Raw genomic sequence first — 6,325 nt, forward strand, 5'->3', positions numbered from 1 at the left:
CTCTCGTCGTGAGGCCCCTCGCCGTGAGAGCCCTCGCCGTGAGACCCCTCGCCACCACCGAACCGAAGGACCGCTCATGGGAGCCGGAGCCGACACCCAGGCCGACGCCATCGACGAGTACGGCATCCCGATCATCCCGGACCCCGCCGACGCCGCCTCGCGCAAGCGCCAGGCGATCATCGACGCGGCCCTCTCCGAGTTCCTCGCGGAGGGGTACTCGGCGGCCTCCATGGACGCCATCACCCGCGGTTCCGGCGTCTCGAAGGCGACGATCTACAAGCACTTCGGCAGCAAGGAGCGCCTCTTCCTCGCCGTCATCGGCGGCGTCCTGCCGAAGACCTACGCCGACCTTGAGCCCTCCAACTCCACGATCGCCGACGCCCCCGACCTGCGGGCCGCGCTCGTCCGGCTCACCACCGACTGGGCCCGGATCCTGCTGCGCCCCGACATCATGTCGCTGCGCCGCCTGGTCATCGGCGAGATCGACCGCTTCCCGCAGCTCGGCCAGCTCTGGTACCGGGTCAGCTACGACATGAACAACGGCCCGCTGATCGAGGCCTTCACCGAGCTGAACGCGCGCGGCGCCCTCGACGCGCCCGACCCGGTCCTCGCCGTGCAGCAGCTGGTGGCGGCGACGGTGGGCGTGCCGCAGCTCGTCCGCACCTTCTCCCCCGACGCCGAGATCGACGACGCGGAGCTGACGCGGGTGATCAGCTCGGGAGTGGATCTGTTCCTCGCCCGGTACGCGCGTTCCTGAGGCTCCGGACCCACGCGAGGACCAGCAGGGCGAGGGCCCAGCCCCCGGTGGTGAGGAGCTGGGTGCGACTGTCGGCGTCGCCGAGCATGAACGCCAGGACGGCACCGATCCCGGCGAGGGCGACGACGGCCCGAACGGAGGGTCCGCCCAGGCGCAGGTGGGAGGCGGCGATCAGCGCCCAGACGATCAGGATCGCGGCGCCGATCGAGTGGAGCAGGAACGGGAAGACCGTGCGCGGCCAGACCATGCTGAGCACGACGGAGACGAACCCGAACGCGGCGGAGGCGAGGACGGCGGCGTACGGGACGCCCGACCGTCCCAGCCGGCCGAGGACGCGGGGCGCGTCGCCCCGCCCGACGAGGGCGTACAGCATCCGGGAGGAGCCGTAGATGTTGGCGTTCATGGCGGACAGGAGGGCCACGAGGACGACGGCCTTCATCAGGTCGGCGGCACCGGGCACGCCGATCCGGTCCATCACGGCGGCGTAGGGCCCGTCGGCCACGCCCGGGGCGTTCCACGGGACGAGGGTGACGATGACGGCCATGGAGCCGAGGTAGCAGACCGCGACCCGCCACATCACGGCCCGGACGCCCGCCCGCACGGCGCGGACCGGGTCCTCGCACTCGGCGGCGGCGATCGTCACAGTCTCCAGACCGCCGAAGGCGAAGACGGCCGCGACGACGCCGACGGCGACGCCGTGCCAGCCGTGCGGGAGGAAGCCGCCGTCGTGCAGGAGGTGCCCGGCCCCGGGTGAGGGCGAACCGGGCAGCAGCCCGGCGAGGACGACCACCCCGAGCAGCAGGAACCCCGCGATCGCGGCGATCTTCAGCCCGGCGAACCAGAACTCCAGCTCGCCGAAGTTCCGTACCCCGGCGAGGTTGCTCACGGTGAACACGCTCATGAAGACGGCCACCCACGCCCAGCCGGGCACGGCGGGCACCCAGCCCCCGGCGATGTGCGCCGCCGCGACGGCCTCGGCGGCGACGCTCACGACGAGCAGCGCCCAGTACATCCACCCGGCCAGCAGCCCGGCCCACGGCCCGAACGCCCGCCGCGCGTGCTCGGCGAAGGACCCGGTCACCGGCCGCGCGGCCGACATCTCCCCGAGCATCCGCATCACGAGCACCGTCAGCACTCCGGCCAGCGCGTACGCCACGAGGATCCCGGGCCCGGCGGCCGCGATCCCGACCCCCGACCCGACGAACAGCCCGGCCCCGATGGCCCCGCCCAACGCGATCATGGCCAGATGCCGCTGCCGCAGCCCCGCCCCGAGCACCAGCCCCGTCACGATTCCCCCCGAGTTTCAGACGACCAGCGCAGGAGCCTGACGCCTGATCCCACCGGAGGGCAACCCGATCCCGCTCGCTGAGACGTCCCGAGACGCGCGTCAGCCGCCCGCGACGAGTCGCACCGCGAGGACGACGATCAGCGTGCTCGACGCGAGCGCCGTGCCGAGTCTTCCCCTGGCGCTCGTCAGGGTGCGGCCGAGGAGCGTGCCGCCCAGGGCGAGGAGGAGCTGCCAACTGGCCGAGGCGAGCAGGGCGGCGAGGACGAAGGCGGTGCGGTCGGTGAGGGTCGCGGGGGCGGAGGGGCCCGTGGCGAGGACGAGCGCCGCGAAGTAGATCACCGTCATGGGGTTGAGGATCGTGATCCCCAGGAAGGCGAGGTACGCGCGGGCGGGAGTGAGGGCCACCCCGTCGTCGCGGGAGGCCAGTCCGCCCGCACGGTACGCGGCGAGCGCCGTCCAGCCGGCCCGTACCGCGAGCACCGCGAGCACGACGGCGGAGGCCCACCGCAGGGGGGTCATCACGGGAGCCAGGACGGGAACGAGCGCGGAACCCCCGGCGACGGCGACCAGGGCGTAGACCCCGTCGGCCGTGGCGACACCCAGGGCCGCGCCGGCGCCCGTGCGCCAGCCGGCGCGGGCCGTGACGGCCACGAGGTAGGCGCCGACGGCGCCGACCGGGATCGCGATGCCGTAGCCGGCCAGCAGGCCGGCCACCACCGCGGCCGTCACGCGGCGGCGGGGATCGTGCCTCCGGGGGAACCGGGCCGCTGCTGTCGTCGGTAGTCCGCGCCGTCCTTCGTACGGGAGAGGAAGCCGCCGGTCACGAGGTGGCGGCGGAGCGCCGGAAAGTCCTCGTGCACCGCGCGCAGGGCCTCGTTGACCTCGGGCTCACGGTAGGTCCGGTCCGCCTCGAAGAGGGTCACGGCCAGGTGCGCGAGCAGCGCCTCGCGGCGGGCGGGCCTGCGCGGGATCGCCTTCAGGCGCCCGTCCGCGGAGAACAGGTCCGCGACGGGGCGGGAGGGATGACTGGTCATGCCGAGAGACTGGCGTCCCGCTCCCCCGCCCCGCAAAGGGTTTTCAGCGCGCTCAGCCCGTGATGACGTTCACGGCCGGCTGGAAGTTCGGCATGACCGGCGGCATCCCGGACTGCTCGAACAACGGCCGGGCCTTCTCCACGAAGGCGAGGAAGTTCTCCTCCGAGTCGAAGAAGTCCGTGATCCGCCACCCGCCGCTCCCGTCCGGCCCGGACGCGTGCGCGATGAACCCCTGCGGCGGGAACCACTCGGCACCCTGGATCAGCCGCGTGGTCTCCTCGTACTGCTCCTGGGTCCCGCCGGGGATCTCGATGGTGACGACGACGCCCTTGCGCATGGTCCTGCTCCTGTACGTCCGGGGAGGGATCCCGACCAGCAGACCAGCCGCCCCGGGGCCCCGCACGGCGACGGGACCCGTTCGGGCGAGACTTCGACCGGCGGCGTCAGACCGCGTGCGCTCGCGCGAACGCGGTGAAGGCGGCCCAGGCGGCGGGGGTGGCCGTCAGCTCGCCCTTGGCGTGGTCCTTGGTGTCCCGGACGAGGACACGGGGGAGGTTGTCGGCGACCTCGATGCAGGCGTCGTTGTCGTTGCCGCTGTACGTGCTCTTGTGCCAGTTCGGCGAGGTCTCAGTCATGGTGTTCCTTCGCGATCGCGCGCATCAGTTCCAGGGACGCCCGGACGCCCAACGCACCCTGCTGCAGCAGATCATAGACACGCTGGAATCGCATGACCTCTGCCGGTTCTTCTGTGTAGTTGCCCGTGCTGAACCCCTCCGTGTACGCCCCGCGTTCCCCCTTGGGGAGCGTCAGCAGGGCGAGGGAACCAGCCACGGGTGCTCCCTTCATGGGGAGCACCTGGACGTTCACGTTGGGGCGCTCACTCATGGCGAGCAGGTGCTCGACCTGCTCCCGCATCACCTGGCCGCCTCCCATGTCCCGGCGCAGGCAGGCCTCGTCGAGAACGATCATCATCCAGGGCGGATCGGCCTGGTCGAGCACGGCCTGACGCTCCAGTCGCCTGCCCACGAAGCTGCCGATCTGCGCCGAGTCGCCCGCGAGGCCCGCCTCCATCGCCGCTCGGGCGTAGCCGGCGGTCTGGAGCAGACCCGGAACGACGATCGAGAACTCGTGTATGGCCGTGGCTTCGAGCTGCCGCCTCATGTACGTCTTCGCGTAGTCACGGACGTTCTGGTCGGTCAGGATCTTCACGAGGTCCACGAGCGATCCGGGTGGGAGCCGCAGCACGATCTCCAGCTTCTTCGCCAGGTCCCGGTCCGGCGGGTCTTCGCCACGCTCGATCTCGGAGATCCGGCTGCCGCTGCTGAAGACCTTCGCCGCCAGGTACGCCTGGGTCCACTCGCGCCCCAGCGCCAACCGCGCCTCGCGCACCCTGTTCCCGAGGTACTGCTCGATGCTGTCCCCGGGGTCCAGGTCCTTCGCTCCTGGCATATGCCTCGTTCCTCACCTGCGCCATGGAACTCAACTCCTGGTGAGCGTAGGTCCGGTCACGTCATCGTGGAGTCGTTCCGGAGGAGATCCATCAGAAAGAGAGCCCTCCATGCGTACGACCACGAACGATCCCCCCGTCCGCCCCGTCTCAGAGCCCGAGGCCGCCCAGGTGTACGTGGACCTGAAGGCCGCCATGGACAGCGTCGGGCTCCCGACGAACGGGCTCTACCGCGACGTGACGCGCGGGCCCGGCGGTGACGTCCACCGGTACGGGCTCGGGGTCGTCAGCCTGACCGGCGCCAAGCGACTCACCGCACTCCTGCGTGCCGCCCGGCCCGCCCCGTGAGGTACCGGGTCGGCGACGTCGTGACCGACGCGCAGCGGGCCCTCACCGGGCAGGTCCGGGACGTGCACGGGAACGTGCTGACCCTGGTCCGACCCAGCGGCTACCTGTGGGAGGCGGCGGCCGACCAGTGCTGGACGGCGAGTCCGACGGAGCGCGAGAGCCTGACCCCTCGCGGAGCCGTCCGCATCATCAGCACGTCGCCGTCACCCGGACGGCCCTCCTCCGCCCCGTAGCGGCGATCGCGCACAGAAGCGCCGCATCGAGCGTCACTCGTACGGGGGTTACTCGTCCGGTGTGTCGGTCTGGACGTGGTGTGGGCGGTACGTTCGCGCAAAACGGCCCCCGTCGATGGCTCCAACCATCGGCGAGGGCCTGAACCACTCGTGGAAGGCACTAGTTCCACCGTGATCTACCGGCACTTTAACGCGCCCTCGCGCGGCTTCACCCAGTTCTCGCACGACATCATTCGGCATCCCCGGCTCTCCTCCGACGCCGTTCGGCTTCTGACCTGGCAGCTCTCCCTCCCCCAAGGCGCCCGCGACTGTCTTTCCCGCACCGCCGAACGTGCCCGGATCGGGGCAACCGCCTTCGGGCGGGCCAAGCGGCAGCTCAAGGACGAAGGCTTCGTGCACGAGCGGCGGGTGCAGGTCGACGGAGGACGGTGGGTCACCCAACAGCTCGTGTCCGGCTCCCCGTTGACCGCCGCCCAGGCCGCCAAGCTCCTCGCACGGGAGCCCGTGCCGTCCTCGCAGGTCGCACCGAGTCCCCGGAAACCGGCCGCCGGTCGGCCGACGACCCCGTCGGCCGACGGTCATCCAAAGAAAGACCCCGGGGGAGACACCTCCCCCCCTTCCCTCGAAGGGCGACGAGACGGCGGAGGAATCCCCTCGGCTCGAAGACGCCCGCGCGCTGGTCGGCGCGCTGCCTCTCCTCTCCCCCGCCCTCCGGCACATCCCACCCGGCATGCGCGACGAGCTCGCCCGCCTCGCCGCCCGCTGGCTCGACGCCGGCCACACCTCCGGCGACGTGCACGAGCACGTCCTGCGCGGACTGCCCGGTGCCGGGACGCCCGTGCACCGGCCCGGCGGCCTCGTCCGGTACCTCCTCCGCGACGTACCCCGCCGCGAGCTGCCGTCCCTGACCCTGCCGCTCCCGCGGGTGTCCGGTGAGTCGGTCTCCGTGCGACTCCTGGGCACCCGGGAGTGCGCCGGCGACCACACCCAGGCCACGCTGTTCCGCCCCGTCGCGGACGAGACGATGTGCGCCGTCTGCGTACCGCACGACGAAGGCCCGTCGCCGTCGCGACGGGCCTTCCAGGAGTTCGTTCATCGTCCGGGTCACTTCGGGTCGCGGTTGAACACCGCCTTGGACCAGAAGTAGCCGAGGGTGGCCAGGGCGAGGCACCAGCCGAGGGCGAGCCAGCCGTTGTGGCCGATCTCGGTGCCCAGCAG

Annotated in this window: 10 protein-coding genes and 1 pseudogene; 4 read left to right on the forward strand and 7 right to left on the reverse strand. The window is 71.9% G+C overall.

Annotation, left to right across the window (positions count from 1 at the left end; translation table 11 throughout):
* Positions 1 to 76 precede the first annotated feature (76 nt).
* Positions 77 to 757 carry a TetR/AcrR family transcriptional regulator gene (locus tag IE237_RS05535; protein ID WP_189800616.1) on the forward strand — a complete coding sequence of 227 codons (681 nt, stop codon included), beginning with the start codon at positions 77 to 79 and terminating at the stop codon, positions 755 to 757.
* On the opposite strand, the gene IE237_RS05540 is transcribed toward IE237_RS05535, so the two are convergent.
* From IE237_RS05540 to IE237_RS05565, 6 genes are all read right to left on the reverse strand, one after another.
* Positions 711 to 1,997, reverse strand: a complete 1,287-nt coding sequence (locus IE237_RS05540) for an amino acid permease (protein WP_189800696.1) — start codon at positions 1,995 to 1,997, stop codon at positions 711 to 713. The genes IE237_RS05535 and IE237_RS05540 overlap by 47 nt on opposite strands.
* A 147-nt stretch (positions 1,998 to 2,144) precedes the next feature.
* The gene (locus IE237_RS05545) at positions 2,145 to 2,774 is read right to left on the reverse strand and encodes a LysE family transporter (RefSeq protein ID WP_189800617.1); all 630 of its coding nucleotides are present in this window, start codon (positions 2,772 to 2,774) and stop codon (positions 2,145 to 2,147) included.
* Positions 2,771 to 3,079, reverse strand: coding sequence for a DUF2087 domain-containing protein (locus IE237_RS05550; RefSeq protein ID WP_189800618.1), 309 nt, complete (start codon positions 3,077 to 3,079; stop codon positions 2,771 to 2,773). The genes IE237_RS05545 and IE237_RS05550 overlap by 4 nt, the downstream gene beginning before the upstream one ends.
* A 52-nt stretch (positions 3,080 to 3,131) precedes the next feature.
* On the reverse strand, positions 3,132 to 3,416 hold the full coding sequence (locus IE237_RS05555) for a hypothetical protein (RefSeq protein ID WP_189800619.1): 285 nt from the start codon (positions 3,414 to 3,416) through the stop codon (positions 3,132 to 3,134).
* 106 nt (positions 3,417 to 3,522) lie between these two features.
* Positions 3,523 to 3,714: a DUF397 domain-containing protein gene (locus IE237_RS05560; protein WP_189800620.1), complete on the reverse strand. Its 192-nt coding sequence runs from the start codon at positions 3,712 to 3,714 to the stop codon at positions 3,523 to 3,525.
* Complete coding sequence (locus IE237_RS05565) at positions 3,707 to 4,528, reverse strand: helix-turn-helix domain-containing protein (protein WP_189800621.1); 822 nt, start codon at positions 4,526 to 4,528, stop codon at positions 3,707 to 3,709. The genes IE237_RS05560 and IE237_RS05565 overlap by 8 nt, the downstream gene beginning before the upstream one ends.
* Positions 4,529 to 4,637: 109 nt before the next feature.
* Here IE237_RS05565 and IE237_RS05570 point away from each other — a divergent pair, with 109 nt between their 5' ends.
* From IE237_RS05570 to IE237_RS05580, 3 genes are all read left to right on the forward strand, one after another.
* Entirely contained in the window at positions 4,638 to 4,874 is a 237-nt protein-coding gene (locus tag IE237_RS05570) for a hypothetical protein (RefSeq protein ID WP_189800622.1), read from the forward strand.
* 20 nt (positions 4,875 to 4,894) lie between these two features.
* A complete protein-coding gene (locus IE237_RS05575) occupies positions 4,895 to 5,107 on the forward strand; it encodes a hypothetical protein (RefSeq protein ID WP_189800623.1) in 213 nt (70 codons plus the stop codon).
* Positions 5,108 to 5,837: 730 nt separating this feature from the next.
* Positions 5,838 to 6,254, forward strand: a complete 417-nt coding sequence (locus tag IE237_RS05580) for a hypothetical protein (protein ID WP_189800624.1) — start codon at positions 5,838 to 5,840, stop codon at positions 6,252 to 6,254.
* Here IE237_RS05580 and IE237_RS05585 read toward each other — a convergent pair.
* Positions 6,212 to 6,325 (reverse strand): annotated as a pseudogene (locus IE237_RS05585) (ABC transporter permease); the annotation flags it as partial. The gene IE237_RS05580 and the pseudogene IE237_RS05585 overlap by 43 nt on opposite strands.

This window comes from Streptomyces tanashiensis (assembly GCF_014648895.1).
In the GTDB taxonomy this organism is placed as follows: Bacteria; Actinomycetota; Actinomycetes; order Streptomycetales; family Streptomycetaceae; genus Streptomyces; species Streptomyces tanashiensis.